Genomic DNA, 25,614 nt, shown 5'->3' on the forward strand with positions numbered 1-25,614 from the left:
CGGCGCGGCCTTCTAAGCTGGCGAGGTGGCCCGCATCGACCTCAACGCCGACCTGGGCGAAGGATTCGGGGTCTGGCAACTCGGTGACGACGACGCCATGCTCAGTATCGTCAGCAGCGCCAACGTGGCGTGCGGCTTTCACGCCGGCGATCCGGCGGGTCTGTTGCGCGTGTGCAGATCTGCGGCACGACGCGGCGTGCGGATCGGCGCACAGGTGAGCTATCAGGATCTGGTCGGCTTCGGCCGACGCTTCATCGACGTCGCCCCGGAGGATCTGCTGGCCGATGTCGTCTTCCAGATCGGCGCCCTGCAGGCCATCGCACAGGCCGCAGGATCGGCGGTATCCTACGTGAAACCACATGGAGCACTTTATAATTCGATTGTCTCCCATCGTGATCAGGCTGCCGCTGTCGCCGAGGCGGTGGCGACGGTGGACGCTTCGTTGCCCGTGCTGGGCATGTCGGGTTCGGCGTTCTTCGAGGAAGCCGACCGGCGCGGTCTGCGCACGGTGGCCGAGGCGTTCGCCGACCGCGCCTACCAGCCCGACGGGCGCCTGGTCCCCCGCCGGGAACCCGGTGCGGTGCTTGATGACCCGGCGCTGATTGCACGCCGAGTGGTGAATATGGTGACCACCGGGGAGGTAACCGCGACCGACGGTACGGCGCTGGCGCTCGACGCGGAATCCATTTGTGTACATGGCGATTCACCCGGTGCCGTACAGATCGCGGCGGCCGTGCACGAATACCTCCGCACCGCCGGAGTCGAGATCGGGGCATTCTGCTGATGCGACTCAAAATCGGGCGTCCGGATCTCAGCCAATATGCCGACCGGTTCAATGTACAGATAGCGCAACGTTATTCACCGCTCTGGGTCACGTGGATGGGAGTCGCGACGGTACTTGTCGACGACGGCACCTCGGCATTGATGACGGACGGCTATTTCTCCAGACCCGGACTGGCCTCGGTGGCGGCCGGGAAGGTGGCCCCGTCCGCGGCGCGCGTGGACGGGTGTCTGGCGCGGGCCAAGGTATCGCGACTTGCCGCGGTCATCCCGGTGCATACCCACATCGACCACGCGCTGGACTCCGCCCTGGTGGCCGATCGCACCGGCGCCCAACTGGTCGGTGGCGAATCGGCTGCCAATATCGGCCGCGGGTACGGACTCCCGGCGGATCGGATCCTGGTAGCGACCTCCGGTGTGCCGATGACGTTAGGCGCCTACGACGTCACGCTGACCGAGTCACATCACTGCCCACCCGACCGTTTTCCGGGTGCGATCACGGCTCCGGTGCGACCACCGGTGAAGGCGTCGGCTTACCGCTGCGGCGAGTCCTGGTCGGCACTGATTCACCACCGGCAGTCGGACCGGCGCCTGCTCATTCAGGGCAGCGCCGGCTACCTCGCCGGCGCCCTGCACGGGATGCGCGCCGACGCGGCCTACCTCAGCGTCGGGCAACTCGGACTGCAGTCCAGGTCATACATCACCGAGTACTGGAATGAGACGGTGCGCGCGGTGGGCGCGCGTCGGATCATCCCGATCCACTGGGACGATTTCTTCCGCCCGCTGTCAAAGCCGTTGCGGGCCTTGCCCTTTGCCGGCGACGACCTGAACGTGTCGATGAGCGTGCTGGACGAACTCGCCGCACGGGACGGAGTCTGCCTGCAACTGCCCACGGTCTTTCGTCGCGAAGACCCCTGGGCATAGACGTTGCTTCTGGTCCTCTCGCTGGCGCTGCTGGCGGTCGTGCTCGGATTCGCGGTGGCGCGTCCCCGGGGCTGGCCGGAAGCGGTGGCGGCCGTCCCGGCGGCGGCCGTGCTGATCGCGCTCGGCGCGATATCGCCGCACCAGGCCGTAGCTCAGGTGTCCGGACTGGCCCGGGTCGTAGCGTTCCTGGGCGCGGTGCTGGTGCTGGCCAAATTGTGCGATGACGAAGGCCTGTTCGAGGCCGCCGGCGCGGCGATGGCGCGTGCGAGCTCCGGGTCATACGGTCTACTGCGCCAGGTCTTCGTCATTTCCGCCACCATCACCGCGGTGCTCAGCCTCGACGCCACCGTGGTGTTGTTGACCCCGGTGGTGCTCGCGACGGTGCGCCAGTTGCGGTCCGCGGCGCCGCCGTATGCCTACGCCACCGCTCACTTGGCCAACACCGCCTCGCTGTTGCTACCGGTGTCGAATCTGACCAACCTGCTGGTCTACCGAGGCGCCGACATCTCCTTCACCAGGTTCACCCTGCTGATGGCGTTGCCCTGGCTGTGCTCGATAGCTACCGTCTACCTGGTCTTTCGCCTGTTCTTTGCCAAGGACCTGCGCATCCAGCCCGACCCGGAACATTTCGGCCCCCCGCCGAGACCTCCGGTGTTCGTGCTGGCGGTGGTTGCGCTGACGCTCGTGGGATTCGCCGCGGCCGAGTGGTTGGACATCGCTCCCGCCTGGGCGGCGCTGGCCGGTGCGTCGGTGCTGGCAGCGCGCAGCCTGCGCCACCGGCGCACGACGGTGGGCGAGGTCCTGGCAGCGGTGAACATTTGGTTCCTAGTGTTCGTGCTGGCGCTGGGCGTCGTCGTGCAAGCCGTCATGCTCAACGGGATGACCGCCAAGATGTCGGCGCTGGTGCCGACCGGATCCGGTCTGGCCGCGCTGCTGGGGATCGCGGCACTGGCCGCCGTGCTCGCCAACGTCGTCAACAACCTGCCGGCCACCCTGGTATTGGTGCCGCTGGTGGCGGGCAGCGGGCCCGTGGCCGTACTGGCCGTGCTGATCGGGGTCAACATCGGCCCCAATCTGACTTACGTCGGTTCACTATCGAACCTGCTGTGGCGGCGGGTGCTGCGCCAGCACCGGGTACCGGCTTCAGTCGGCGAGTACACCAAGCTCGGGCTGTGCACCGTTCCTCCCGCCCTGGTGGTGGCGGTGCTCGCGCTCTGGGCGAGCGTGCGGGTGTTCGGGGTCTAGCCGGCCGCCGGCGGTCTCGTCATGAACGTCAGCCGGTGCCCGTAGGCGGGACTCCTGCGGCCATTACCGGCATTGACGATTTGCCCGACCGGCGGCGCCACCGGCATGTTGCCGCTCACGACCCCTTCTGCCGCCGCCGAAATCGAGGTGGCATTGCTGATCGCCGTCACCCCGGACCCGGTCTGGGCGGTGGCCGAAGTCCAACTCACCGGTACCGACAACCCGCTACCCAGCGGGAGCGCCCTGCCCAGACCCGCCGCCACCCCACCGGCGCTGCTGGAGAGTTTGGGCACTGCCGCGTCCGCAGCTTGCGCCGCCTTCTCGGCCGCCGCCGCAGCGGTGCCAAGATCGTTCGCAAAACTGCCGAGTTTGGCGAAGCCGGCGGTTTCGTCCCCAACGAATAGCGTGTCTTGGAGGCCCTGCGCGAACGCGTTCAGGTACGGCGAGATGTATTTGCTGTACAGCGGAACGATGTCGTCGAACGGGGTGTTGGCCATGATCCACTGGTCGATGGCGGCTCCTTGCCCGTTCAGCGGAGAGGAAAGCGTCTGCAAGACGTCGCCGACCCGTGTTCCCAACTGTGCGCCAATGCTATTGACCTGCGCCTGCACGGATTCACCGACACTCTTGACGACCGCGACAGCCTGGTCGGCCACTCCGCCCGGGTCAACCACCTCGGCCGGCTCAGGCAGTTCGGGCAGCTGAGTCGCGGCCGCCGAGCTACCCGCGTAGTTGTACATGGTTGCCGCATCCTGAGCCCAGAATTCGAGATACGCGGCCTCGGTCGCGGCCATCGCCGGGGTGTTCTGCCCGAGAAAGTTGGTGGCGACCAGAACAGCCAGCAGTGCCCGGTTCGCCGCGATCACCGGCGGCGGAACCGTTGCCGCGAAGGCGGTCTCGAAGGCCGCAGCGGCCGCGAACGCCTGAGTCGCCGCCTGCCCTGCCTCCTCAGCACTGCCGTCCAACCAGCCGATGAACGGTGACGCAGCCGCGACCAACGCCGCCGACGCCGGTCCTATCCACGGCCCGCTGGTCAGCTCGGTGATCACCGCCCGATGGCCCGCCGCAGCGGCCTGGAAGTCCGCGGCCAGCCCGCTCCACGCCGCCGCGGCGGCCAGCATCGGCCCTGGGCCGGGACCGGTGTAGATCCGCCCCGAGTTGACCTCGGGCGGCAACGAACCGTAGTCAACCATGTGCTCACCCGGCGGCTGGCGGCTTGGCCATGACCGAGGGCTTGAAGCCGTATTGCGGGACGTTGCGGCCGTATCCACCGTTGACGAACTGCCCGAGCGGCGGAGCCATGGGAAAACTGTTGCCGCCTTCGGCGGCGGCCGGAATCGCCGACACAAAGCCCGGGTTGGTGGTGGCGTGCCACGGGACCCAGCTCGCGGGCGCCGACAAGCCGCCGATCGGCACAGCCTTGCCCAGGCTGCCAGCCACGCCGCCGAGACCGGCTCCGAGGTTGCCCGCGGCACCGGAAGCCGCTTGTCCAGCACCACTTGCCGCCGCCGCAACGCCTTCGGCGGCCTTCGCGGCCGCCGGAGCGGCTGGCTTGAACAACGTGTTCGCGAGGTTGCCGACGCCCGACCAACCGCTGGTGTTCTGCCCGATGGTCTGCGTCGACTGAATCATCGCCGCCAGCGAGTTGACGTAGGGCGAGAGATACTTGCTGTACAGCGGCACGATGTCGTCGAACGGGGTGTTGGCCATGATCCACGCGTCGATCTGTGGGCCGGCGCCGTTGAGCGGCGAAGACAGGGACTTGACCACGTCGCTGACGCGAGGAGTGAGCTGTGCTCCCAGGGCGCTGAGTTGGTTTTGCACACCCTGTCCCCCGGACTTGAAGACCGCGATGGCCTGGTCGGCCACCCCCATCGGGTCCACCACCTCGGCCGGTGCCGCCAGCGGCGTCAAATTCGTTGCGGCTGCCGAGGTTCCGGCATAGGTGTACATCGCCCCGGCGTCCTGAGCCCAGAACTCGCCGTACTGGGCCTCCAGCATCGAGATCGCCGCGCTGTTCTGGCCCAGCAGGTTCGTGGTGACCAACTGCTGCAGCATGGTGCGGTTCGAGGCAATCAACGGCGGCGGGACGCTGGCGGCGAACGCACGCTCATAGGCGGTCGCCGCGGCGGCCGCCTGACCTCCTGCCTCGGCGGCCTGCTCGGCGCTGCTGCTCAGCCAGCTGACGAACGGCGAAACGGCCGAAACCAGCTTCGCCGCAGCAGGACCCAGCCACGGGCCGGCGGTCAGACCCTCGATCACCGATCGGTGGCCCGAGGCCGCTGCCTGGAAATCAGCGGCAAGGTTGTTCCATGCCACCGCTGCCGATACCAGTGAGGCCGGCCCGGGACCGGCGTAGATGCGCGCGGAATTGACCTCGGGCGGCAACATCCCGTAATCCACCATTGCAAGGACTCCCCGATGCCTTCAGCCGCTCAGTGAGCCAGAGCGGCGTTTGCCGCCTCGGTCTCGGCGTAGGAGTTGCCGCTGGTCGCCAGGGTCGCGGCGAGCATCGCCTGGATCCGGGCCCCCTGCACGCTCAATTCCTGGAACCGCTGACCGTGAGTGGCGAATTGCGTCGCGGTCAGGATGGACACCTCGTCGACAGCGGCGGGAATCACGCCGGTGATGGGGCCGGCGGCCGCCGCGCTCCCCACGTTCAGAGCCGCGCCCAGCGACTGCAGGTTGCTGGCGGCGGCCGCCAGGTGCTCCGGATAGGTGCGTACGAACGACATCGTTACTCCTTGAATGCTCGGTGCGTTGGCTACAAAGCCCAGTGGTTGAGACGGCACCACCGCACATCGGCGGTACCCGCGAAAAAGTCGCGTATCTTATATTGCTAACGTGCCGTGATCCTCCCCTTTAGCGAGTTCTCATATGAAACACGTTAGATTGAAGGCGAAGTCACAGAAACCGGTAGCGGCAAGTGTTCACCCGCTGCAAACTTTTGTTCAGCCTGAGTTCAATTTTGGCGCTGGCATTGGATCACGAGCAGCGAAAATAGGACTCGTAACGCGCGAGGATGGACCGACCGACGGGCCGGTCAAGATTCTTTGAGTTCGCTATGTCGACATGATTCCTATGAACATTCATAGGAATCGGGAGCCAGTCAGACCGGCCGTGCAGCAGCTCAGCTTCGGCGTTGCCGCGCGATTTCGGCGAGCACCACTCCGGCGGCCACCGCCGCATTCAGTGATTCGGCCTGACCGGCCATCGGAATGGAAACCACCTGGTCGCAGTTCTGCCGGACCAGCCGGGACAAGCCCTTGCCTTCCGAACCGACCACTACCACCATCGGGTCTCTGCCGTCCAGGTCGTCCAACATGGTGTCGCCACCGGCGTCCAATCCGACTACCTGCAACCCGCGGTCGGCCCAGTCCCTCAGCGTCCTGGTGAGATTGGTCGCACGCGCGACCGGGATTCGCGCCGCGGCCCCGGCGCTGGTGCGCCACGCGACAGCGGTGACCGAGGCGGATCGACGTTGCGGTATCACCACGCCGTGCCCCCCCAGCGCTGCCACCGACCGCACGATCGCGCCGAGATTGCGGGGGTCGGAGATATTGTCCAGGGCGACCAGCAGTGCCGGCGGAGCCTCCAAGGCGCTGGCCACCAAGTCGTCGGGGTGAGCGTAGTCGAAGGGCGGAACCTGCAGCGCGATGCCTTGATGCAGGTGGTTGGACGTCATCCGGTCGAGATCGCTGCGCGGCACCTCCAGGATGGCGATCCCCTTCTCGGCGGCCCGGGCCACGGATTCGGTCACCCGTTCGTCGGCCTCAACACCCAGGGCGACGTAGAGCGCGGTCGCCGGCACTCCGGCGCGCAGGCATTCCACCACCGGGTTGCGGCCCAGCACCGTCTCGACCTCGTCGACCGGCTTGGTCGGCCGCTGCTGTTGGGGCTTGCCGCGTTTGGCGGCAGGATGATTGGGACGCATGTGCGCCGGCGGCGTCGGGCCACGACCTTCCAGGCCGCGACGGCGCTGGCCACCCGAGCCGACAGTCGGCCCCTTCTTGGAGCCGGCCTTCCGTATCGCCCCCCGGCGCTGCGAGTTACCGGCCATCTACTTGCCGTCACCGCCCAACGTCCACTGCGGGCCGTCGGCGGTGTCGGTGACCTCGATGCCGGCCTGTTTGAGCCGATCGCGAATCTCGTCGGCCAACGCCCAGTTGCGTTGTTCCCGGGCCTTCTTCCGATTTTCGAGTTCGGCCTGAACCAGAACGTCGACAGCCGCCAGCGCGGCCGAGGTCTCGTCGCGAGTCTCCCAGCGCTCGTCCAGCGGGTCACAACCCAGAACGCCCATCATCGCGCGAATGGATGCAGCGCTCTTGAGGGCACCTTCGTGATCGCCGGTGTCAAGGGCACGGTTGCCGTCGGCGCGTTTCTGGTGAATCTCCGCCAGCGCCATCGGCACCGCCAGGTCATCGTCGAGCGCCGCGGCGAACCGGGACGTCCATTCGCCGGGGTATACCGCACCCACCCGGCTGCGCACGCGGTGCAGGAATTCCTCCACGCCGACATACGCTTTCACCGCGTCCTGCAGCGCGACCTCGGTGTACTCGAGCATCGACCGGTAGTGAGCGCTGCCGAGGTAATAACGAAGCTCGGCCGGGCGCACCCGCTGCAGCATCGCCGGGATGGCCACCACGTTGCCCAGCGACTTGCTCATCTTCTCGCCGCCCATCGTCACCCAGCCGTTGTGCAGCCAGAAACGGGCGAACCCGTCCCCGGCCGCGCGGCTCTGGGCGATCTCGTTTTCATGGTGCGGGAAGATCAGATCCATTCCGCCGCAATGGATGTCGAATTCCGGTCCCAGATAGGTGCGAGCCATCGCCGAACACTCGATGTGCCAGCCCGGCCGTCCCCTTCCCCACGGCGACGGCCAGGACGGCTCGCCGGGCTTTTCGCCCTTCCACAGGGTGAAGTCACGCTGGTCGCGCTTGCCGGTGGCCACACCCTCGCCCTGGTGCACATCGTCGATGCGGTGACCGGACAGCTGGCCGTAGTCCGGGTAACTGAGCACATCGAAGTAGACGTCGCCGGCCGCGGGGTAGGCGTGGCCGGTTTCGATCAGGCGTTCCATTAATTCGACCATCTGGGTGATGTGCCCGGTGGCCCGCGGCTCGGCCGACGGCGGCAGGACGTCGAGAGCGTCGTACGCGGCGGTGAACGCCCGTTCGTGCGTGGCGGCCCACTCCCACCAGGGGCGCCCGGCCGCCGCGGCCTTGTTCAAGATCTTGTCGTCGATATCGGTGACGTTGCGGATGAACGCGACGTCATAGCCACGGGCCGTCAGCCAGCGGCGCAGGATGTCGAAGGCAACGCCGCTGCGGACATGCCCGATGTGTGGAAGTCCCTGCGGGGTGGCACCGCACTGGTAGATGGAGACGTGTCCGGCGCGCAGCGGCACGAAATCACGGACGGCTCCCGTCGCCGTGTCATGAAGCCGCAATTGGGCACGATCGGTCACGACGTGCCAGCTTACTGCCTACACCCGCAGCACCCGGGCGGCCGGTGTTCATCGGAGCGGAATGACCAGCGCCGTCGCAATCGCTGCCAGGCCTTCGCCACGCCCAGTGAGGCCGAGCCCGTCGGTCGTGGTAGCCGCCACCGACACCGGTGCGTTGAGTAGGCGGGAGAGCACCGCTTGCGCCTCGTAGCGGCGCCAGCCGATCTTCGGCCGGTTACCGATCACCTGCACGGCCGCGTTACCGACCATGAAGCCGCTCTCGGAAAGAAGTTCGACGGCATGGCGCAGCATGTCAGCACCGCTGACGCCCTTCCAGCGGGGGTCGTCGACGCCGAACACGCCGCCGATGTCGCCCAGACCTGCGGCGGAGAGCACGGCGTCACACAGCGCGTGGACGGCGACGTCGCCGTCGGAGTGCCCGGCACATCCGTCGGCGCTGGGGAACAGCAGACCCACCAGCCAGCACGGTCGACCCGGCTCAATCGGGTGCACGTCGACACCCATACCGACGCGCGGCATCTGCATCACTGCCGCACTATAGCCTTGGCCAGCAACAAGTCCAGCGGAGTGGTGATCTTGAAGGCCAGTGGATCCCCGTCGACCACCTGGACCTGGCCGCCGATGTGCTCGACAAGGGCGGCGTCGTCGGTGAAATCGGTGTCGGTGGCCGTCTGGAAGGCACGCAACAGCACATCGGTGGCGAAGCCCTGCGGTGTCTGCACAGCACGCAGACCCGCTCGTTCCGGTGTGCCCAGCACCACCCCGTTGGCGTCGACGGCCTTGACGGTGTCCGATAGCGGCAGGCCCGGAACCACCGCGTCGTGACCGTCCCGCAGCGCCGCCACGACGCGCACGATCAGCGACGGCGGGGTTAGCGCCCGGGCCGCGTCATGCACCAGGACGAACTCAGGCGCCGAATCGGGCCCCGGGTCGGTCAATGCCGACAAAGCCAGCCGCACGGACTCCGTGCGGCTGGCTCCGCCGGCCACGATGGTTGCGAGGTGACCCAGGATCAGTTTGGCCTCGTCGGTTCGGTCCGGAGGGACCGCGACGAAGACGGTATCGACCACGCCGGACGCGCGTAGGCCTGTTACGGCGCGCTCAACCAGGGACTCCCCTTCGAGCTGATAGAACGCCTTGGGCACCCCGGCAGCCAACCGCCGCCCGGAACCGGCGGCCGGTACGACCGCTACTACTTTGCCGTTCAGGACGCGGCAGCCAGGACCTCGTCCAGGATGGTGTCGGCCTTGGCTTCGTCGGTGCTCTCCGCCAACGCCAGCTCGCCAACCAGAATCTGCCGTGCCTTAGCCAGCATTCGCTTCTCGCCCGCCGACAGACCGCGCTCCTGGTCACGACGCCACAGGTCACGCACGACCTCGGCCACCTTGTTCACATCGCCCGAGGCGAGCTTCTCCAAGTTGGCCTTGTAACGACGCGACCAGTTGGTGGGTTCTTCGGTGTGCGGGGCACGCAGCACCTGGAAAACCTTGTCCAGGCCTTCCTGGCCGACCACGTCACGGACGCCGACGTATTCGGCGTTATCGGCGGGCACTCGAACAGTCAGGTCACCCTGCGCAACTTTCAAGACGAGATACTCTTTTTGTTCCCCTTTAATGGTCCGAGTTTCGATCGCCTCGACTAACGCAGCACCGTGGTGTGGGTAGACGACGGTGTCACCGACCTTGAAGATCATATGATTCGAGCCCCTTTCGTTAGTTCATTCTAACACGCCGGGTCACCACGTGTAGATCAACGGTGCAGGTCAGGGGCACGCCACGCGCAACTTAGGGGTTGACAGGCGGGCCCAGACGTGCAGTGGGGTGGCACCGCGACCACGACTTGCCCGGCACCGGATGCGCATCCGACCCCCGGGCCGCGGGCCCGGAAGCGCCTGAAAAGACTAGCCGCCCGGACCACTCGATTGCGCCGGGCGTCCGGCCCGCGTGAGGACAGCCGAAGAACAACACTGGGCATCCCTCCGCTACCGTCAGCGGTGCCTTGCTACTACTCTGCATAGTTGAATTGCGCCTGAATTGCGACGGGGCCGACCAGGAGGCATTGCGTGAACCACTCGAACATTCGCCCGCCACTTCGCCTGGCGAAGCTGACCGCCTGGTTGGCCGCCGTCGCGCTGGCCGTGGTCGCGCTCAGTGGTTGCGGAACCGGGCAGATTTCCCAGACTGCCAACCAGGAGCCCGCCGTCAACGGCAACAGGGTGACAGTCAACAACATCGCACTGCGCGACATCCGTATCCAGGCGCCGCAGACCGGCGACTTCCTGCAACCAGGTAAGACCGTCGATCTGGTGCTGGTGGCGGTCAACAACTCACCGGACGTCAACGACCGGCTCACGGGGATCACCAGTGACATCGGCAACGTGACGGTGTCCGGCGACGCAAAGCTGCCGGCCGGCAAGATGTTGATCGTCGGCACTCCGGAGGGCCAGGCCGTGGCTCCGGGACCTGCCGAGGGCAACGGCGCCGCCAAGGCGACCGTCAACTTGACCAAGCCGATCACAAATGGCCTGACCTACAAGTTCACCTTCAAGTTCGAGAAGGCCGGTGAGGCGAGCGTGCAGGTGCCGATCTCGGCCGGGCTGTCCCAACCGCGCGAGGGCACTAACCACGCCTGACCGGTGGCCCGGCGTTTTTCGACCGCAACTGTCACCGCGTCCCGATACCGTCACGGGGTGGCCAACGCGCGATCGCAATACCGCTGTTCGGAGTGCCGTCACGTAAGCGCGAAGTGGGTTGGGCGCTGCCTGGACTGCGGCAGCTGGGGGACCGTCGAAGAAGTGGCCGTACTGGCCGCTGTCGGCAACGGGAAGCGCTCGGTGCCGTCCGGCTCGCGGGCGGTGCCGATCAGCGCGGTGGAGCCGAATAAGAGCCGGCATCGCTCGACCGGTGTGGATGAACTCGACCGCGTGCTGGGCGGCGGCGTGGTTCCCGGGTCCGTGACGCTGCTGGCGGGCGAACCCGGGGTCGGAAAGTCCACGCTGCTGCTCGAAGTCGCCCACTGCTGGGCACAGCGGGGAGGGCGTGCGCTGTACATATCCGGTGAAGAGTCCGCCGGACAGGTGCGGCTGCGCGCCGATCGGATCGGCTGCGGCGGCGCTGCCTTCGACGAGGTGTATCTCGCTGCCGAGTCCGATCTGCACACGGTGCTCGAGCACATCGACACGGTGCGGCCGGCGTTGGTCATCGTCGACTCAGTGCAGACGATGTCCACCACCGAGGTCGACGGGGCCGCGGGCGGTGTCACCCAGGTACGCGCCGTCACGGCGGCACTGACGGCCGCCGCCAAGGCCAACGACGTCGCGATGGTTCTCGTCGGGCACGTCACTAAGGACGGAGCCATCGCCGGACCACGTTCCCTTGAACACCTGGTCGACGTGGTGCTGCACTTCGAGGGTGATCGCAACGGCGCGCTGCGCATGGTCCGCGGCGTCAAGAACCGATTCGGCGCCGCCGATGAGGTGGGGTGTTTCCTCCTGCACGACAGCGGCATCGAAGGGGTCGCCGATCCGTCGAACCTATTTCTGGACCAACGGCCGAATCCGGTCCCGGGCACCGCTATCACGGTGACCCTGGACGGCAAGCGGCCGCTGATCGGCGAGGTGCAGGCCCTGCTGGCCACCCCTAACGGCGGCTCGCCGCGCCGGGCCGTGAGCGGTATCGATCATTCCCGGGCAGCCATGATCACCGCAGTGCTGGAAAAACACGCCGGCCTGCGCCTCGCCGTCAACGACATCTACCTGGCCACCGTGGGTGGCATGCGGTTGACCGACCCCTCTTCGGACCTCGCGGTGGCCACCGCGCTGGCCTCCGCGTACGCGAACCTGGCGCTGCCCACGACCGCGGTGATGATCGGTGAGGTGGGCTTGGCGGGCGATCTGCGCCGGGTGCACGGCATGGACCGGCGGCTGGCCGAGGCCGCCCGACAGGGCTTCACCATCGCGCTGGTCCCGCCGGGTTGCAAGGCGATTCCCGCGGGTCTGCGCGCCCTGAGCGCGTCCACCCTTGGCGAGGCCCTGCAGCACCTGGCAGGCATCGCCGATTACCGCAGCGCCACCGAAGTGGAATTGCATCGCCTCGACAGCCCCCGGTAGGGGTCCCGTTGCCCGGCCGGCCATAGCAGAATGCTCGCTGTGACACGTCCGACCCTGCGTGAGGCCGTCGCCCGACTGGCTCCCGGCACCGGGCTGCGTGACGGCCTCGAACGCATCCTGCGCGGCCGCACCGGCGCCCTGATAGTGCTCGGGCACGACGAGAACGTGGAAGCAATCTGCGACGGCGGCTTCCCGCTCGACGTCCGGTATGCGCCGACCCGGTTGCGGGAGCTGTCGAAGATGGACGGCGCCGTGGTCCTGTCGACCGACGGCAGCCGCATCGTGCGGGCCAACGTGCAATTGGTGCCGGACCCCTCGATACCCACCGACGAATCGGGAACCCGGCACCGCTCCGCCGAGCGGGCAGCGATCCAAACCGGCTACCCGGTCATCTCGGTCAGTCACTCGATGAACATCGTGACCGTCTACGTGGGCGGTGAGCGCCATGTGCTGACCGACTCCGCGACCATCCTGTCGCGGGCGAATCAGGCCATCGCCACCCTGGAGCGGTACAAGACCCGGCTCGACGAAGTCAGTCGTCAGCTATCGCGTGCCGAGATCGAGGACTTCGTCACGCTGCGCGACGTGATGACGGTGGTGCAACGCCTCGAACTGGTCCGCCGCATCGGACTGGCGATCGACTACGACGCCGTCGAACTGGGCACCGACGGTCGCCAGCTTCGGCTACAGCAGGAGGAACTCCTGGGCGGCAACGACATCGCCCGTGAGTTGATCGTGCGCGACTACCACGCCCATCCCGAGCCGCCGTCCACGGCGCAGATCGGCGAAACGCTGAACGAGCTGGACGGCCTGTCCGACACCGAGCTGCTCGATTTCACTTCCCTTGCCAAGGTGTTCGGCTACCCGACGACGGCTGAGGCCCAGGACTCGGCGTTGAGCCCGCGTGGCTACCGTGCGATGGCCGGAATTCCGCGACTGCAATTCGCCCACGTGGACCTGCTGGTGCGTGCGTTCGGGACGCTGCAGGGGCTACTGGCCGCCAGCGCCAACGACCTGCAATCCGTCGACGGCATCGGCGCCATGTGGGCCCGCCACGTGCGCGAGGGGCTATCCCAGCTGGCCGAATCGACGCTGACGGATCACTGACCGCGACGACGGGATTACTGGCTGGTTCTAATTCCCCTGCGCGGGCGGCGCCTCCGGCGGCGGCGCGAGCGCCGGCCCGGGGGCGGGCGCCGGACCCGGCGGCTGCGGCGGCTGGTTGAGGACGAACGGGAGCGGCTGCGAGCGCAGGTTGCCGAGCTGGACGACCAGGTTGTAGGTGCCCGGCCCAATCGCCGGCCGGGGTAGCGGGCACTTCGGCGCCGAACCCATCCCCGTCCAGGTCACCGCGGTGGTGACCTGCTCGCCCGGGGTGAAAGTCTTGACCAGGGTCTCGTTCGACGGCGCGCAGTCCAGATTGGACCACAGCCGCTTGTTGTCCAGCGAGTACACGTAGGCGGCCAGCACCGCGGCGCCGACGTCCCGCTTGCAGGACACCAGGCCGATGTTGGTGACCACCATGGTGAATTTCGGCTGGTCGCCGATGTAGTACTGAGGTGAGTTGGTCAAGCCCTTGACGGCCAGCGTCGCATCGGGGCAGTCGTCGCCGTCCTTGAGCACCGGCGGCGGTTGGACCGCGGCGGTCGGTGTGGCCGACTCTGGATTCAGCACGCCCGGCGGCGCGCCGGGGGCCGGAGCCTCGGTTTGCCCGGCGGGCTGCTGCGTTGCCGGCGCTTGCGGAGCGTCGGAGCCGGGATGACTCTGAGCGGAGGCGGGCTTTGCGCCAGGTTTGGCCCCGGCGTTGCTACTGACGAGAGCGATGACGGTGGCCACCACGATCCCGATCACCACAACCGCGATACCCAGGGCTAGTCCCCTGCGCCGCCAGTAGATCTCGGTCGGTAGCGGGCCACGCGGTTCCAGATCCAGCACATTTCCACGGTAGGACCAGGTCACGCATCCTCGTCTGACCCGCCTCGGCGTGTCGCCGAGTTTGCTGGACAGTCCACGTGTTAGGACCTGCTAGACCGCTTGTTCCTGCGGAGCCTGTTCGCCGATGTCGCCGATGTGGTCGACCAGTTCCGCCTTGCCCTCGGCGAGCTGATAGGTGACGCCGGCCAGCGCCAGGGTGCCACGGGTCACGCGGTCCGCGATCGCCGACGAACGCGTCATGAGCTGCTTCAACGTCTCACTGACGTGCCGTTCTTCGAACTCGTCGACCCGGCTCAGGCCGTCCCGGCGCCCCGCCAGGATCGACGGCACCACCCGTTCCACTACGTCGCGGATGAAACCGCCCGGTATGGCGCCGTCGTCGAGCGCGTCGATGGTGGCTTTCACGGCACCGCAGCTGTTGTGGCCGAGCACCACGATCAACGGAACGTTCAGCACCGCGACCGCGTACTCGATGGAGCCCAGCACGGCCGTATCGATGGCCTGACCGGCGGTGCGAACCACGAACACGTCGCCGAGGCCCTGATCGAAAATCAGTTCGGCGGCCACTCGACTGTCCGCGCACCCGAAGATGACAGCGGTCGGGGTCTGGCCCCCGGCCAGGCTGGTTCGGTGGTCGACGCTCTGGCTGGGATGGGCGGGCTTGCCCGCGACGAATCGCTCGTTACCCTCTTTGAGTGCTTTCCAGGCGCTTATCGGGTTGCTGTTCGGCATGCCAGCTATTGTGCCGGAACGGCCGGTGATCGGCCCAGTACACATACCAGCCACCAATCTTGTCGCCTGGTATGAACGGTCGCGGCGGGATCTGCCGTGGCGCCAGCCCGGGGTCAGTGCGTGGCAGATTCTGGTCAGCGAATTCATGCTGCAACAGACGCCGGTGTCGCGAGTGCTGCCGGTCTGGACGGAGTGGGTGGACCGCTGGCCGACTCCGTCGGCGACGGCCGCGGCCAGCGCCGCGGACGTGTTGCGGGCCTGGGGCAAGTTGGGCTATCCGCGTCGCGCGAAACGTCTGCACGAGTGCGCTGTCGTCATCGCCCGCGACCACGGTGACGTCGTCCCGGACGATGTGGACACGTTGCTGACGTTGCCAGGTGTCGGTAGCTACACAGCTCGGGCCGTAGCATGCTTCGCCTATCGACAGCGAGTTCCTGTGGTGGACACCAATGTTCGGCGCGTGGTGGCCCGTGCCGTTCACGGCAGGGCCGACGCGGGCAACCCGTCGGCCACCCGCGATCACGCCGACGTCGAGGCTCTGCTGCCGAAAGGCGCTGTAGCACCTACTTTTTCGGTTGCACTGATGGAACTCGGTGCAACCGTTTGCACCGCGCGAACACCCAGGTGCGGCCTGTGTCCGCTGGAGAACTGCGCCTGGCGCGAGGCGGGTTTCCCGGCCGGCGACGGGCCGCCGCGGCGGGCCCAGACCTACGCCGGCACCGACCGGCAAGTTCGTGGTCGATTACTTGATGTGTTGCGCAACAACACCTCTCCGGTCACTCGCGCCCAGCTGGATATCGCCTGGCTGACCGATAACGCCCAGCGCGACCGAGCGCTTTACTCGCTACTGATCGACGGTCTGGTAACACAGACTGCCGACGGGCGGTTTGCGCTGGGCGGAGAAGGATAGCAGAAGGCGTTTATACGAAATTTATTTCGTGAGACTTGACAGATGTATTTTGTCTCGCGTAATTTCTCTCGCATGAACACGGGAGATTTCGTAGCACCCACGGGTGGTGATCACCAGTGAGCACTGTCCTCATCGCCGCTTTGTCCGTCCCCCTGCTCGCCTCGCTCGTCGCACTCTTGGCCGGCTCCCGACCCTGGGTCGGGCGGCTCGGCGTCGCAGCTGCGGCTGCGGGCTTCTTGGCCGCAGGTGCGACGACCGTCGACGTGCTGCTGCACGGGCCCGTCCGCGCCACCCTGCAGACCGGCCAAGGCACCCTGATCGCCGAACTGGGAGCCGATCGGCTCAGCGCCCTGCTGCTGCTGCTGGTCTACGGGGTGAGCACGGTCGTGCAGTTGTTCGCCCTGCGGTACCTCGCCTGCGACCGTCGGTCCGGCTGGTTCACCGCCGCAACCGGCCTGCTCACCTCGGCCTCAGCGGGCCTGATGACCGCTGGAACGCTGATCGGCCTGGCCGTCAGCTGGACCATGGCCGGAGCCGCCCTCTGCCTGCTGCTGGCGACCTACTGGGAACTACCGGCGGCGCGCGACGGGGTGCGGCGCACGGTTACCGCCTTCCTCATCGGAGACCTCGCCCTGTGGTCGGCGGTGGCCTCGATCACGCTGCTGCGAGGCAACCGCAGTCTGTCGACGCTGAACGCCGACTTGATCGGAAACTCATCGACACTGGCGGTCATAGCGGCGCTGATCGTCGTGGCGGCCCTGTCCCGATCGGCTCAGCTTCCATTCCACCGCTGGTTGCCGGCCACTCTCGCCGCACCCACCCCGGTATCGGCCCTGCTGCACGCGGGCGTCGTCAACGCCGGCGGTGTGCTGCTGGTGCGCCTGAGCCCGATAGTCAGCGGATCGCCCGTCGCGATGGGCATGGCCTTCACCGCCGGCCTGGTGAGCATGGTCTACGGGGCGGTCGTCATGCTCACCAAGTCCGACATCAAGGGCTCGCTCGCATATTCGACGATGGCCCAGATGGGCTTCATGATCGTGACCTGCGGCCTGGGCCTGTCCGCCGCAGCGGTGTTCCACCTGGTGGGCCACGGTTTCTACAAGGCCACCCTGTTCCTGTCATCCGGGTCGGCGATAGCCAAACGCCGGCAGAAGGCGGCCCGGCCACCCGCACCGGCGCTGACCCCGGCCCGACGGGCAGCGGTGCAGCTCACCGCCCTACTGCTACCAGCCGCCGCGCTGTACGTGGCCGCGACGGTGGTGCCGCTGCACGCCAGTGAGCACGGCTCGGCACAAGCACTGCTGATCTTCACCTGGGCCACCGCCGCTGCGGCCCTGCTGGGCTGGCTGGGGCGGTCTCCGGATGCGCGAGCCGTCGTCGGCGCAGGGGCGGTCCTGTTCGCCGCGGCCATCGGTTACCTGGCGGTGCTCGGCGCGGTGACCGGGTTCCTGGCTCCCGCCATACCGACCGTCACCGTGCCGTCCTCCTCCGCGCTCGGCATTGCCCTGGTGGCCATCGTGCTCGGTGTGCTGGCGCTGCTGCGCCAGGCTCCCGGCGACGGCTCCCTGGGCCGCATACAGCGCTTCATCTACACCAAAGCCCTTGTGGCCGGCACTGTTCCAGCAATCCGCCTGACTCCACAACTGACAGGAGCCCCCCGATGACAATGCTTCATGAGCGCGTCTCAACCGATACGCTGCGCGCACAATTGCGCAGCGAGGTGAACCTCGCAGCCCGGGTGATCCCGACGCACTACCCGCTCGAGACGTTCATCGCGGTCAACCCACTGGCCGGACTCGAAACGATGCCGTTCGAGCAGGCGATCCTGCGCGCCGGTGACCTCTACGGCCTGGCCGGGTTGTTGAACGAAGCCGACTACCGCGACCTCTACCGCCGTGGGCGGATCACCGATGCCGACCTCGAATCGACACTGCGACTGCGCTACCCCGCGCTGCTGGACGGGGAAGCCATCCGGCTCGGGACGCGGACGGCGACGCCGTCCGAGCTGCTGCTGGGCGACCTGCTCCACGGGCGCGGCCCGGCAAAGCCGCAGCGCCGCAACGTCACCCGGGCGGAACTCACCGCGCCACAGGTCGCCGAAGAGGTCGATGCCCAGTGCGCCAAGTGGTGTGCGGCCTTCTTCGGCTCGCCCGCGGCCGGCTGGCCGATGCCCGGGCGGGAGCGGGGCTTCTTCCACGCCTGGCGCGCCCTGGCTCCCGGTGACCACAAACTGGGCCGCCGAGTGCGCGCCGAGTTGCAGAAGGTGCCGGATCGGGCTGACGACGCCGCATTGCATGCACTGCGGCGGTTGCGCGTCACCGACGACGAACGCATCACCTACCTGCAGGCACACCTGACGCGACTCCCCGGCTGGGCGGCTCATGTGCGGTGGTATGCCGAGCGGGTCCTTGGCGCGGACGTGCTCGACTACCTGGCTATACGGCTCACCTATGAATCGATTCTGTTGTCGCACAAACTTTCTGGCCCCTCACCCCAGCCGGAGCAGATCAATCGGCGGCCGATCCCGTCGGCACGGGAGCGGGCCGCGGATCTCGCCGCCCAGTGGCAACTCGACCAGGTGAGCGACCGTGAATTGGACTCTGCGGCAAAGATCCTGGCGGCGCTGCCGGTCACCGCGCGGTCAGTGGTGTGGCAGCAGGCTTACGAAGCGCACTACCGGGATTCGCTGCTGCATACTCTGGCGCGCAGCACGACCCACCAATCCGGCGAGCGTCCGCACACCCAGCTCGTGTGCTGCATCGACACTCGCTCGGAAGGCTTACGGCGCCACATCGAAATCCAGGACGGGTACGAAACACTGGGTTTCGCTGGCTTTTTCGCCGTCGCTATCCGGTTCACCAGCCTGGTCGGCGGGGCGCCCAACGACCTGTGCCCGGTCCTGATCCGGCCCGAGCATGAGGTGCACGAAAGCCCGACACCGACGGCCGCAGCTGCGGCGGCGCGATTACAGGCCGGCACCGCCGTCATGGCCGGCGCCGACGCGGCCTTCTACACCGCCAAACAGGCGCTGCTCGCTCCATTCACCTTGGCGGAGGCCTCCGGCTGGGCCGCCGGTCCCTGGGCAGCGGCCAAGACGCTGAGCCCGGCGGCCACCGGTACCCTCCGCCGGCGGCTGCGTGACCGGCTGGCCCCGCCGGCCCCCACCGTGCTGTCGGTCAACGACACCGTCGACCTGGCCCACCGGGGTCTCTACGCGCAGGTGGCACTGACCACCATGGGCCTCACCAAGGGGTTCGGCCGGCTGGTGGTGATGTGCGGACACGGCAGCACCACCGAGAACAATCCCTACCAGGCCGCGCTGGACTGCGGTGCGTGTGGCGGGCAGCCGGGCGGCCCGAATGCCCGGACCGCTGCGGCGATACTCAACAACGCCGACGTCCGTGCCGACCTGACCGAACGCGGGATCACCATTCCGGAGGACACCTGGTTCGTCGCAGCGCTGCATGACACCGCGACCGACCGGGTCACCATCCTGGACGAGCATCTCGTGCCGGCCAGCCATCTTCCCGATTTGCAACGGCTGGAAAGAGACCTCGGCGCTGCCGGCGCCGAACTGGCCGCCGAGCGCTGCGCCGTGCTACCGGGTGGTCCCACCCGTCCGGACCCGGCCCGAGCCGCGCGGCACGTCGCCAGCCGATCGACCGACTGGGCACAGGTCTTCCCCGAGTGGGGTCTGGCCGGCAACGCTGCCTTCATCGTCGGGCCCCGAACGATGACCCGTGGGATCGACCTGCAGCGCCGGGTGTTTCTGCACTCCTACGAGGCAGACGTCGACCCGGACGGCAGCGCGCTGGAAACCATCCTGACCGCTCCCATGGTGGTCGCGCAGTGGATCAACTGCCAGTACTTCTTCTCGACGGTGGCCCCCGAGCTCTTCGGAGCGGGAACCAAGACGATCCACAACGTCGTCGCCGGCGTGGGTGTGCTCGCCGGCCACGGCGGTGACCTCCTGCTGGGGCTGCCTCGGCAGTCGCTGACCGACGGTCAGTCCTTCGGACACGAGGCGATGCGTCTGCTGACCGTCGTCGAAGCGCCGCTAGAGCGGATCGACGACATCGTCGAGCGCAACCCGGTGCTCATACACCTGTTCGGTAACGACTGGGTTGCTCTGGCGGCCCGGGAAGGTCCTGGACACGCCTGGCAGCGCTGGACCCGCGCCGGCTGGCGGCGCTGGGACGCCGAATTCGACATCAACACCGCAACTGAGGAGGTAATCCCATGCCGCTGAACGGACTGACCAAGATGACCAAGATCGAAGTGGTCGTAGCCGGCGAACACGCTCCCGCCGTCCGCGAGCAATTCCGCGGCGCCGGGGCCACCGGATTCACCAGCGTCTCCGGCGTCTCGGGCCTCGGCCACCACGGCTATCACCAGGGCCGGCTGCTTTTCAACCAGCAAGCGGCGTTGGAGCTGCTCATCACCGTCGTCCCGGACAACAAGTCCGAGGCGCTGATCGCCGGACTGCGCCGCCTGCTCGACGGCTCACCCGGGGTCATGTTCGTGACCGACACCTACGTCAGCCGACCCGATTACTTCAGCTGAAAACCCACCAAGAAAGGAACCATCATGTCCAACCCCTCATCCGCGTGGCAGCGCCTGCAAGCAGGCAACCAGCACTTCTACGCCGCAGTGCGAGCCAAGCAGAACAACACGGCCAGTGGCCGACCGCCCCTCGCAGTCGTGTTCCGCTCGGCGGATTCCGACATGGCCAGCGAGGTGGTGTTCGGCCAGAACTGGGGCTCGCTGATCGACATCAGCAACTGGGGACACGTCATCGACGACGGCGTCCTGGCCACCCTGGAATACGCCGTCGGCACGCTCAAGGCGCCGTTGATCGTCGTCCTCGGGCATTCGGAGAGCAGCGCAATGCAGACCGCCCTGGACGCCTGGAACACCGCCAAATTCCCCGAAGGGGCATCCCGCGCTGTCGTCGAGCAGGCGATCTCCTCGCTCGCCCGCAAAGACGCGGGGATCAACAGCGCCGACGATCTTTCGGCAGCCCATGTGGCGCACATCGGTGTGTCGCTGCTGCACAAGTCGCCGGTGGTCGCAAAAGCCGTCGACACCGGACAGTGCGGGATCGTCTGCGCCGTGATCGATCGTGAGGACGGCCGGCTGAAGGTGTGCGGGACCATCGGCGACATCGCCGACAACCAGACACCGCTGTTGGAGCTTGTCTGATCAGCACAAGCTACCGGCCCGGCTTGCGTCCGGGCCGGTAGCTTGCTGCGACCACCTTATGAACGCGCAGGTTGCCGGCTATACCGGGACGGTGATCGCGATGGGCACCATGCACGGTAAGGAACGCCAGGTGGCGCCGGCCTTCGCCGCTGAGTTCGGCGCTCGGGTATTCGCGCCACCCGGAATTGACACCGACCAGTTCGGCACCTTCACCGGTGAAGTCACCAGGACGTTGACGCCGGTAGCCGCGGCCACCGCTAAAGCCCGGCTGGCCATGACTGCGGCCAAGGTGCCCTACGGTGTGGCCAGTGAAGCCAGCTACGACACCTGGTACGGCATGCTGGCCATGCACCAGGAAATACTGGTCTTCATCGACGACAACCGTGGGATCCATGTTGTCGAAGGGGTCAATGTGCCCCGTGCTCCGGGACCGCCCAAGCTGGTCGAGAACGGCCATGAAGCCATCGACGCCGCGCGACGGTTCGGGTTCCCGGAACAAGGGGCGGTGGTCACAGCCACGATTGCGGGCAGCACACGTTTGTTCGGCAAGGGACTCACGGACGCGTTCGTTCTGGTCAATACCGTCAACACCGCGGCGGCGGCCTCCGACGACCACCGTGCCCGGCTGGAGCCCGACCTGAGGGCACACCACAACCCTGGTCGCCGGGAAGTCCTGTCGGCCCTGGCGAAGCGGCTCGCCGGACGCCTGGCCACGCCGTGTCCGAATTGCCTGTGTCCTGGATACGGCAGGGTTGCGGTCCGCGAAGGGCTACGGTGCCGTGCGTGTGGATCGCCCACCACGCTCGTTGCGTCCGACATCCTCGGCTGCCCGGCGTGTGTGTACCGCAGCGAGGCCGCCCGTACCGGGACTGCCGAGCCGCGCTACTGTCCGCAGTGCAATCCCTGACGGCGATCGCAAACGCGGGGTTGCCGCGTGCGGCGGGTCGCCGCGATCGGTCCTGACGGCGATCGCAAGCGCGGCGTTGCCGCGTGCGGCGGGTCGCGGCCATCGATCCTTACGCCGGTCAGGACAACGCGGCGACCAGTTCACCGACGGTGTGGGTGGCTTCGAGTGGGTGACGCAGCCTGCCGTCGGGATTGACTTCGTAGACGTTGCGGCGACCGACCTTCGACTTGAGCAGATAGCCCTCGGCGGTGAGGTCCGTCAAAATCGCCTGCACCGAGCGTTCGGTGATACCGACTCGCAGCGCCAACTCCCGTGCGGTCAACTCCTCGCCCGTCGAGATGCACAACAACACATGGGCGTGGTTGGTCAGGAAGGTCCAGCTTCGGTCCTGCGTGTCGAGCGCAGGCGCGGGTTCTGCCCTGCGCTTTCTGGCAACAGCCACCGCTTGATGATACCCATGCCTGTTTCACGTAAACGGCTTCGCTAATTCCCCCGCGCGCCGCGCCGGATCCCGCCTGACCCGATTGCCCGTCGGCACCGGGCACCCCGAAGCCGCCGCCCTCCCCGGGTTCTTGTTGACAAACCCCGTTCCGACCGCGTCACCGGCACCACTGGGACCCTGCCGATCAGCGGGCAGGCCGAGCGACGCCTGGGTCGGCGCATTGATGACAGTGCGCAGCATTTGCTCGACGCTGGCGGCCAACACACCGGAATATGAACCGGCTGCCGCCGTCACCACCCCCGGTGAACCGCTGATGGCTTGCCGCCGCGGCGACGCTGACCGCCCGGAAGTCCTGCCCCACGCACTTTGCTGCCGAGGCGCAGTTCAGACGCCGATCGCAGCCGCTCGCAGAACGCGGCGTGCCCGGTCTTCCAGCTACTGGCTTCTGCCGGCCAAGAATGATTCGACGGCCCGCCGGTACGCCTCGGGGGCTTCGTCGTGCACCAGGTGGCCGGCCTCCGGGACCGCTAAATACGTTGTCGGGAAGTTTCTTTGGGCCATCTGGCGCATCTGACCGAACGGCGTGACGGTGTGGCCCGCCTCGATCAGCAGCGTCGGCGCGCGCACGGCACGCCACTGCGTCCAGTAGTCCCTAGTGCCCCACTCCGCGGCGATCTCAATCCATCTCGCGGTGTGCCCGTGTAACCGCCAGCCCGTGCCGGTGCGGTCGAACGCCTCCAGGAAATACTGCCCGGCCACCGGCCCAAACTCGGCGAACACCCTTGCAGCGGAATGGAATTCGACCGGCAGTGCGTGCAACCACGGCTCCCAGGGGCCGGTGGTCCGCCCCACGAAATCCGGGGCCATGTCTTCCACCACCAGCGCGCTCACCAACTCCGGCCGCTCGGCGGCCAGGCACCAAGAGTGCAATCCGCCCATCGAATGGCCGACGAGGACCACCGAGGTGCCCAGTGAGCTGACCGCGTCGGAGAGGTCGGCGACGAAACGTTCGGTGCTGATCGGGAAGGGGTCCTCGACGTCACGGCCGCGGTGCCAGGGAGCGTCGTAGGTGTAGACCGTGCCGAGGCGGGTGAGCCAGGGCAGCTGCCGCGACCAGGTGGTGCCGCGTCCCATCAGCCCGTGCACCAAGACCAGCGGCCTGCCCGCTCCCCCGCGATGGGTCAGCAGATGGGTGGCCATGTTCGGCACGGTAACCTAGCCCCATGCCAGTGGTGAAGATCAATGCAATCTCGGTGCCCGCCGGCGCTGGCCCCGAACTGGAAAAACGCTTCGCTCATCGCGCGCATGCGGTGGATAACCAGCCCGGCTTTCTCGGCTTTCAGCTGCTGCGTCCGGTCAAAGGTGACGACCGCTACTTTGTGGTGACACATTGGGAGTCTGATGAAGCGTTCCAGGCCTGGGCGAACGGGCCCGCGAAAGAAGCGCACGCAGGTGAGCGTGCCAACCCCGTGGCCAGTGGCGCGTCGCTGCTGGAATTCGAGGTCGTGCTCGACGTTGCCGGCAGCGCCCAGGCCGGCTAGGCGGCGGGCGGCGCAGCGTCGGGCGCTGGCGTGGAGTGCCGCCGCCGCGCTGGTGGTGACGCTCACCCCCGGGTGCTCTTCCTCACCCACTCCGTCGGCCAATGCGGCGAATGTGGGACGTCGGATCGACACCAGCACGCCACCGGGTTTGCGAGCCCAGCAAACCATGGACATGCTGAACTCCGACTGGCCTATCGGGCCGGACGGAGTGCGTACCCTGGCCGCCGCCGACAAGGTCGAGCCTGTGCAAGCCACCATGGAGAGTCTGTGGTGGGACCGGCCTTTCACGCTGGACTCCGTCTTCATCGGGGCCAACGTCGCGACATTGCAGTTGATCTCCTCCTACGGCGCGCGTCAGGACGTCCGGATCCACACCGGCGATACCGGCGAAGTCGACCGGTTCGAAGTCGACACCCAGCCGCCCCCGCCGATCAACACCTGGTCGGACGTGGATGCGGTGTTGAGCAAGACCGGCGCCCGCTACTCCTATCAGGTGGCCAAGGTCGACGACGGTCAGTGCGACCGGGTAGCGGGCACCAACACCTCCCAACCCCTGCCGTTGGCATCGATCTTCAAACTGTACGTCCTGCACGCCGTGGCGACCGCGGTCAAGAACGGCACGGTGTCCTGGGATGACCAGTTGACGGTGACCGCCAAGGGCAAGGCGGTCGGATCGTCAGGTTTGGAACTGGCTCCCGGCGATCATGTTTCGGTGCGTACGGCGGCCGAGAAGATGATCGCCACCAGTGACAACATGGCCACTGACATGCTGATCGAGCGAGTGGGAACACACGCCATCGAGCGGGCTCTGGCCACCGCCGGGCATCATGATCCGGCCAGCATGACGCCCTTCCCCACCATGTACGAGTTGTTCTCGATCGGCTGGGGCCAGCCCGATGTGCGCGAGCGATGGAAGAACGCATCGCAGCAGCAGCGAGCCGCGATGCTGGAGCAGGCGAATTCCACCGACTACCAGCCTGATCCATTTCGTGCACACACGCCGGCGTCCGCGTACGGTGCGGAGTGGTACGGCAACGCCGAGGACATCTGCCGCGTTCACGTGGCGCTGCAGGCCGATGCCGTGGGCGCGGCCGCGCCGGTGCGCCAGATCCTGTCCGCTGTAGCCGGCATCCGATTGGATCCCGCCGTATGGCCGTACATCGGCGCCAAAGCCGGTGGCCTGCCGGGAGATCTGACGTTCAGTTGGTATGCCGTCGACAAGACCGGGCAGCCGTGGGTCGTCAGTTTCCAGCTGAACTGGCTGCACGACCACGGGCCGACGGTGACCAGCTGGATGCTGAAAGTCGCGCAGCAGGTCTTCGCCCTGGTCGCGCCCCGCTGAACTAGAATTTTCGCTGCACGTTGAGCCGGCGCGCGGAGGTAACGCGTCTTGCTGAGGCATCGGCGGGGAAGGCGCACCT

26 protein-coding genes are annotated in these 25,614 nt (G+C 67.3%); 14 read left to right on the forward strand and 12 right to left on the reverse strand.

Annotated features, from left to right (window positions below):
• The first annotated feature begins 25 nt into the window (after positions 1-25).
• Genes JX552_RS28325 through JX552_RS28335 form a run of 3 tightly spaced genes read left to right on the forward strand, consistent with a single transcriptional unit; the run spans position 26 to position 2,949 of the window.
• Complete coding sequence (locus JX552_RS28325) at positions 26-784, forward strand: LamB/YcsF family protein (RefSeq protein ID WP_205875108.1); 759 nt, start codon at positions 26-28, stop codon at positions 782-784.
• A complete protein-coding gene (locus JX552_RS28330) occupies positions 784-1,704 on the forward strand; it encodes an MBL fold metallo-hydrolase (RefSeq protein WP_205875109.1) in 921 nt (306 codons plus the stop codon). The genes JX552_RS28325 and JX552_RS28330 overlap by 1 nt, the downstream gene beginning before the upstream one ends.
• Positions 1,705-1,707: 3 nt before the next feature.
• Complete coding sequence (locus JX552_RS28335) at positions 1,708-2,949, forward strand: SLC13 family permease (protein WP_205875111.1); 1,242 nt, start codon at positions 1,708-1,710, stop codon at positions 2,947-2,949.
• On the opposite strand, the gene JX552_RS28340 is transcribed toward JX552_RS28335, so the two are convergent.
• From JX552_RS28340 to carD, 8 genes are all read right to left on the reverse strand, one after another.
• Entirely contained in the window at positions 2,946-4,142 is a 1,197-nt protein-coding gene (locus tag JX552_RS28340) for a PPE family protein (RefSeq protein ID WP_205875113.1), read from the reverse strand. The genes JX552_RS28335 and JX552_RS28340 overlap by 4 nt on opposite strands.
• Before the next feature lie 4 nt (positions 4,143-4,146).
• Complete coding sequence (locus JX552_RS28345; RefSeq protein WP_205875115.1) at positions 4,147-5,355, reverse strand: PPE family protein; 1,209 nt, start codon at positions 5,353-5,355, stop codon at positions 4,147-4,149.
• A 29-nt stretch (positions 5,356-5,384) separates the two neighbouring features.
• Positions 5,385-5,684, reverse strand: a complete 300-nt coding sequence (locus tag JX552_RS28350) for a PE family protein (RefSeq protein WP_205875116.1) — start codon at positions 5,682-5,684, stop codon at positions 5,385-5,387.
• A 395-nt stretch (positions 5,685-6,079) separates the two neighbouring features.
• The gene (rlmB, locus tag JX552_RS28355; protein WP_205875118.1) at positions 6,080-7,009 is read right to left on the reverse strand and encodes a 23S rRNA (guanosine(2251)-2'-O)-methyltransferase RlmB; all 930 of its coding nucleotides are present in this window, start codon (positions 7,007-7,009) and stop codon (positions 6,080-6,082) included.
• Complete coding sequence (gene cysS / locus JX552_RS28360) at positions 7,010-8,416, reverse strand: cysteine--tRNA ligase (protein WP_205875120.1); 1,407 nt, start codon at positions 8,414-8,416, stop codon at positions 7,010-7,012.
• Positions 8,417-8,464: 48 nt separating this feature from the next.
• A complete protein-coding gene (gene ispF / locus JX552_RS28365) occupies positions 8,465-8,944 on the reverse strand; it encodes a 2-C-methyl-D-erythritol 2,4-cyclodiphosphate synthase (protein WP_205875122.1) in 480 nt (159 codons plus the stop codon).
• Positions 8,941-9,624, reverse strand: a complete 684-nt coding sequence (gene ispD, locus JX552_RS28370; RefSeq protein WP_205878730.1) for a 2-C-methyl-D-erythritol 4-phosphate cytidylyltransferase — start codon at positions 9,622-9,624, stop codon at positions 8,941-8,943. Before ispD ends, ispF begins: the two co-directional genes overlap by 4 nt.
• Positions 9,621-10,109: an RNA polymerase-binding transcription factor CarD gene (gene carD / locus JX552_RS28375; protein ID WP_065132069.1), complete on the reverse strand. Its 489-nt coding sequence runs from the start codon at positions 10,107-10,109 to the stop codon at positions 9,621-9,623. Before carD ends, ispD begins: the two co-directional genes overlap by 4 nt.
• A 369-nt stretch (positions 10,110-10,478) precedes the next feature.
• Here carD and JX552_RS28380 point away from each other — a divergent pair, with 369 nt between their 5' ends.
• The 3 genes from JX552_RS28380 to disA are packed head-to-tail and all read left to right on the forward strand — an operon-like array spanning position 10,479 to position 13,631.
• Entirely contained in the window at positions 10,479-11,048 is a 570-nt protein-coding gene (locus tag JX552_RS28380; RefSeq protein WP_205875124.1) for a copper chaperone PCu(A)C domain-containing protein, read from the forward strand.
• 57 nt (positions 11,049-11,105) lie between these two features.
• On the forward strand, positions 11,106-12,524 hold the full coding sequence (gene radA / locus JX552_RS28385) for a DNA repair protein RadA (protein WP_205875125.1): 1,419 nt from the start codon (positions 11,106-11,108) through the stop codon (positions 12,522-12,524).
• Between the two features lie 30 nt (positions 12,525-12,554).
• Positions 12,555-13,631, forward strand: coding sequence for a DNA integrity scanning diadenylate cyclase DisA (disA, locus tag JX552_RS28390; protein ID WP_205875127.1), 1,077 nt, complete (start codon positions 12,555-12,557; stop codon positions 13,629-13,631).
• A gap of 27 nt (positions 13,632-13,658) precedes the next feature.
• On the opposite strand, the gene JX552_RS28395 is transcribed toward disA, so the two are convergent.
• Together JX552_RS28395 and JX552_RS28400 are read right to left on the reverse strand one after the other, a co-directional pair.
• Positions 13,659-14,459, reverse strand: a complete 801-nt coding sequence (locus JX552_RS28395; RefSeq protein ID WP_205878731.1) for a hypothetical protein — start codon at positions 14,457-14,459, stop codon at positions 13,659-13,661.
• A gap of 90 nt (positions 14,460-14,549) precedes the next feature.
• Complete coding sequence (locus JX552_RS28400) at positions 14,550-15,191, reverse strand: carbonic anhydrase (RefSeq protein WP_205875129.1); 642 nt, start codon at positions 15,189-15,191, stop codon at positions 14,550-14,552.
• On the opposite strand from JX552_RS28400, the gene JX552_RS28405 reads away from it, so the two are divergent.
• From JX552_RS28405 to JX552_RS28430, 6 genes are all read left to right on the forward strand, one after another.
• On the forward strand, positions 15,190-16,101 hold the full coding sequence (locus JX552_RS28405; RefSeq protein ID WP_205875131.1) for an HhH-GPD family protein: 912 nt from the start codon (positions 15,190-15,192) through the stop codon (positions 16,099-16,101). The genes JX552_RS28400 and JX552_RS28405 overlap by 2 nt on opposite strands.
• A 116-nt stretch (positions 16,102-16,217) precedes the next feature.
• Positions 16,218-17,765 (forward strand): proton-conducting transporter transmembrane domain-containing protein, encoded by a 1,548-nt coding sequence (locus tag JX552_RS28410; RefSeq protein WP_205875132.1) that lies wholly within the window; start codon positions 16,218-16,220, stop codon positions 17,763-17,765.
• Positions 17,762-20,350, forward strand: a complete 2,589-nt coding sequence (locus tag JX552_RS28415; RefSeq protein ID WP_205875134.1) for a DUF2309 domain-containing protein — start codon at positions 17,762-17,764, stop codon at positions 20,348-20,350. The genes JX552_RS28410 and JX552_RS28415 overlap by 4 nt, the downstream gene beginning before the upstream one ends.
• A complete protein-coding gene (locus JX552_RS28420; protein ID WP_205875136.1) occupies positions 20,341-20,664 on the forward strand; it encodes a P-II family nitrogen regulator in 324 nt (107 codons plus the stop codon). The genes JX552_RS28415 and JX552_RS28420 overlap by 10 nt, the downstream gene beginning before the upstream one ends.
• A 24-nt stretch (positions 20,665-20,688) precedes the next feature.
• A complete protein-coding gene (locus JX552_RS28425) occupies positions 20,689-21,303 on the forward strand; it encodes a carbonic anhydrase (protein WP_205875137.1) in 615 nt (204 codons plus the stop codon).
• A gap of 58 nt (positions 21,304-21,361) precedes the next feature.
• Positions 21,362-22,210: a DUF6671 family protein gene (locus JX552_RS28430; protein ID WP_205875139.1), complete on the forward strand. Its 849-nt coding sequence runs from the start codon at positions 21,362-21,364 to the stop codon at positions 22,208-22,210.
• 118 nt (positions 22,211-22,328) lie between these two features.
• On the opposite strand, the gene JX552_RS28435 is transcribed toward JX552_RS28430, so the two are convergent.
• Positions 22,329-22,652, reverse strand: coding sequence for a helix-turn-helix transcriptional regulator (locus JX552_RS28435; RefSeq protein ID WP_205875141.1), 324 nt, complete (start codon positions 22,650-22,652; stop codon positions 22,329-22,331).
• 435 nt (positions 22,653-23,087) lie between these two features.
• Positions 23,088-23,852 (reverse strand): alpha/beta fold hydrolase, encoded by a 765-nt coding sequence (locus JX552_RS28440; protein ID WP_431195900.1) that lies wholly within the window; start codon positions 23,850-23,852, stop codon positions 23,088-23,090.
• 23 nt (positions 23,853-23,875) lie between these two features.
• Between JX552_RS28440 and mhuD the strand changes: the two genes are divergently transcribed.
• Entirely contained in the window at positions 23,876-24,193 is a 318-nt protein-coding gene (gene mhuD / locus JX552_RS28445; protein WP_205875145.1) for a mycobilin-forming heme oxygenase MhuD, read from the forward strand.
• A complete protein-coding gene (locus JX552_RS28450; protein WP_205875147.1) occupies positions 24,168-25,535 on the forward strand; it encodes a serine hydrolase in 1,368 nt (455 codons plus the stop codon). Before mhuD ends, JX552_RS28450 begins: the two co-directional genes overlap by 26 nt.
• Positions 25,536-25,614 lie beyond the last annotated feature (79 nt).

Origin of the sequence: Mycobacterium gordonae (assembly GCF_017086405.1) — a bacterium.
Lineage (GTDB): Bacteria > Actinomycetota > Actinomycetes > Mycobacteriales > Mycobacteriaceae > Mycobacterium > Mycobacterium gordonae_D.